At 46.4% G+C, this 3321-nt stretch carries 4 protein-coding genes; all 4 read right to left on the reverse strand.

Features of this window, described 5'->3' with window-relative positions; genetic code table 11:
- Positions 1-357: 357 nt before the first annotated feature.
- Positions 358-1479 (reverse strand): CCA tRNA nucleotidyltransferase, encoded by a 1122-nt coding sequence (locus Q0256_RS02955; protein ID WP_297959904.1) that lies wholly within the window; start codon positions 1477-1479, stop codon positions 358-360.
- Positions 1439-2803: a hypothetical protein gene (locus tag Q0256_RS02960; RefSeq protein ID WP_297959906.1), complete on the reverse strand. Its 1365-nt coding sequence runs from the start codon at positions 2801-2803 to the stop codon at positions 1439-1441. The genes Q0256_RS02955 and Q0256_RS02960 overlap by 41 nt, the downstream gene beginning before the upstream one ends.
- A complete protein-coding gene (locus tag Q0256_RS02965) occupies positions 2796-3038 on the reverse strand; it encodes a hypothetical protein (protein ID WP_297959908.1) in 243 nt (80 codons plus the stop codon). Before Q0256_RS02965 ends, Q0256_RS02960 begins: the two co-directional genes overlap by 8 nt.
- A gap of 9 nt (positions 3039-3047) precedes the next feature.
- On the reverse strand, positions 3048-3321 hold a 274-nt coding region (locus tag Q0256_RS02970; protein WP_297959910.1), incomplete at its 5' end, for an isocitrate/isopropylmalate family dehydrogenase.

The following is a 3321-nucleotide window of genomic DNA, read 5'->3' on the forward strand; positions in this document are numbered from 1 at the left end:
CAGTGATGCGATCTGCAAAATTCTCTCGATCCATAAAACTTCGCCTCGTGGGCTTTTTCGGTATGGCGGCACGACGGATGAAATTTTAATAGGTAAAATTCTGTGTCATAAAATTCTACCGAGCTAAGCTTTGCACTATGAAATCTTACGCCGCAAAAATTTAAATTTCGCTCGCCATAAAAGATAAAATTTCGCGCAGCAAAAATCACGAGATTTCGCCTGCGATCAAAGCAAAAAGCGCATTTTTGCAAAGACGCAGCATTCTTACAAAACGCGTAAATTTCGTCGCGACGATAGAATTTTTTCATAAAACTAGCTCCTAAATAAAACGGCGATTTTACAGAAATCTCTCTAAATTTACGCTTTTAAAGCCGCTACAAACGCCCTAATCTCCGCTTCTTGCAGCCTCTTGATCTCCTTGCCGATCGCAGCGCCGCGCAGATTGCGAGCGACATCCGCGGCGCAAACCAAGCTTTTAAATTTCTTATCCCAAATCCCAAGCCGCTTTGATGCTTGCACCCTACCTTTACAATACAGCCCGAGCCACTGCTTAAGCGGCATTTTTAGAGCGATTTTACATAGTCGCTCGTCGCTTACCCGCTTAAAAAACGGCTCACTAAGTAGCCTTTTATAAAGCGAATTTAGCCCTAAATTCTTTAAAATTTTATTTTTATCTAATCCTAAAAAATTCAAAAACGCGTATAAAAAAAACATTTCATTTCGCACAAAAGATTCGCCATGCTCTATGAATTTTATCAGCCGCTCATGCGTACGCGTATCAATCCGCAATCCAAAAACTCGCTCATAAAGCCCCAGCTCTTGCATTAGCATCATCCCATATCGGTGCGCAGGTGCACGAAAAAATTTAATCAGCTCCGCTTTAACGCGCTCGCGACTAAGATCGCTAGCGTCGATACTACGCATAAGCTCTAAAGTGCGCGGCTCGGCGCGAAGCTCAAATCTTGCGGCAAACTGCACCGCGCGATACACGCGCAAGCTATCCTCTACAAAAGTGTGCGGATCAACCACTCGCAAAATCCTCGCATGCAAATCCGCAAGCCCGCCGTAAAAATCGAGCACTTTGCCACTTATAGCGTCTATCATCATCGCATTGATCGTAAAATCGCGCCGCCTACTAGCTTCACGTTCGTCCGTAGCCAAAGCAACGCTAAAGCCCTTGTGCCCGATGCCCGTCTTACTCTCGGTGCGCGGAAGCGAGATGTCAAAGCTTTTGTATTTATAAACGAAGTAGCTTTTGCCGACGCCCTGTGCGCCGAAGTCCTGCATAATTCGCTCGAAGCGGCGCGGTCCCACATCGTAAAGCTCCACATCCACATCAGCGCTCGCCCGCCCCAAAAAATGATCGCGCACGCAGCCGCCTACCAGATATATGCGTGAGCTAAATTTTTTAAGATAATCTAAAAGCGCGATGAAATCGTCATTTTGATAGATTTTCAAGTCGGTTTTCGATACTTGCAAGCAAAAATTCCATAAATTTTAAATTTAGCTCCACACGCGCGTTCAAATCGCCCTTCTCAAAAGCGTTCAGCCCCTCAAAAAGCACTAAAATTCGCTCTTTTATCGCGCTCAAAAACTCCGCTTCGCTTGAAATTTTAAAATCTGTATTTGCGAGATATTTTGATTTGTAGCCCGCTTGAGGTTGTCTCGCAGCCTCGAGATGTCGCACTGCTTCAGGCTGGCGCATGGCGGAATTTTTAGCACCAGAAGAGGCAAAACCTCCCGCTTGCATATCCTGCTTGGCGGAATTGCGAAGCTGCGGCGTGGCGAGCTCATCGTCTCGCACCTCAGGCGTCGTAAAATTCTGCGGCTGCGAAACGAAATTTTGCTGCTGCACGGCAGCATTTCGGATCTCTAGTGCGGCGAAATTTTGAGCTTGAAGCGACGCTAAATCCTGCTTTTTAGAATGCGCCGTACTGAAATAATCGTCAACTTCGTTTTCTTTGAAATCAGAGCCAGGCCCAAAATCGTCATTGCTTAGCTCCTTAAAATGCGCGCCTAAAATACGAGGCGTCAAATCTTGCTCACTTTGGGAGTCGTCATCCGTAGAATTTAGCGCTAATTCAAAATCTTTACTTTCGGCAGAGCTTTGCGCTATGCTTGCGTCCCTGCTTTGCGGCGAAATAAACCCATTCATATCGCTGCCTAAACTATCGTAAATTTCGCCTGCGATGCCCGATAAATCACGAAAGCTTTCGTCAAATTTCGCAGCGGAGCTTTTTAAAATTTCATCGTTTGCAAAGGTTGAATTTGTGGAATTTTTGCCACTTGTGGAAGTGGAATTTATAAAATTTTCTCCATTTAAAGAGACGGAGGCCACGGAATTTTCACTGCTTGTAAGATCAGAGTTTTTAAAATTCTCCTCGCTGGAAAAAGTAAAATTTTCATCTTTTGCGGCAGATTTTTTTAAAGTAGCGTCCGCTGCAAATTCTGCGCTGCTAGGCGCAGAGCTCTTACTCTGTAGGGAATTTGAACGATCTAGGGTGGAATTTAAAGCGTCCGATGAAATAAAGCGCGAAGTGGAATTTTTAGTATCTAAGGAAGTGAAATTTTGCGCCTTTGGTGAAGCGATATCCAGCGCAGATGTAGAATTTAAGGCATCAGGTGCAATGGGATCTGGCGCAAAAGAAGCGGGGCTTAAAGCATCCTGCGAAGCCTGTGCTTCTGCTTCAGCGCCGTTTGCATTCATAGCCCCCTCTTGCTGCACCGCCAAATCTTGCACGCGCTTTTGTGCTTTCATCTCATTGACTGCTTCGATGATATCTTCTAGTTCATTTTCATACATCAATTAGCCACCTCTTAAATTCTGCTTGTTTACGTGCATCGACGCTAAAAAAGCGCTCCAGCATCGCCATATTGACGCCAGAACTTACTCGATGATTTAAATTTAGCCGCGCAAAAAGCACCGCCGCATCGCCATCTTGCGGATTATCGCGTAAAATACCGCGACAAATCCGCATTGCACCGTAGATATCGCCTTTTTTCTCAAGCTCCATAGCGTATGCTAGTGCGCCGTTCAAAGCTAGCTCCTAAGCCTTGCTTGCGTAATCTGCGATGATCGAGCCGATCTCTGCAGTCGAGCAAATTTCTTTGGCGTCGTACTGCGCGATGTCCTTGGTGCGGTATCCGTCGCGAAGCACAGCGCGCACGGCGCTTTCGATCGCGGCTGCGGCCTCATTTTCGCCGAATGCGTATTTTAGCATCATCGCAGCGCTTAAGATCGTAGCGATCGGGTTTGCGATCCCCTGCCCCGCGATGTCGGGTGCGCTGCCGTGAATCGGCTCGTAAATGCCCACCTTGCCG

The organism is uncultured Campylobacter sp., assembly GCF_937949835.1.
GTDB lineage: Bacteria > Campylobacterota > Campylobacteria > Campylobacterales > Campylobacteraceae > Campylobacter_B.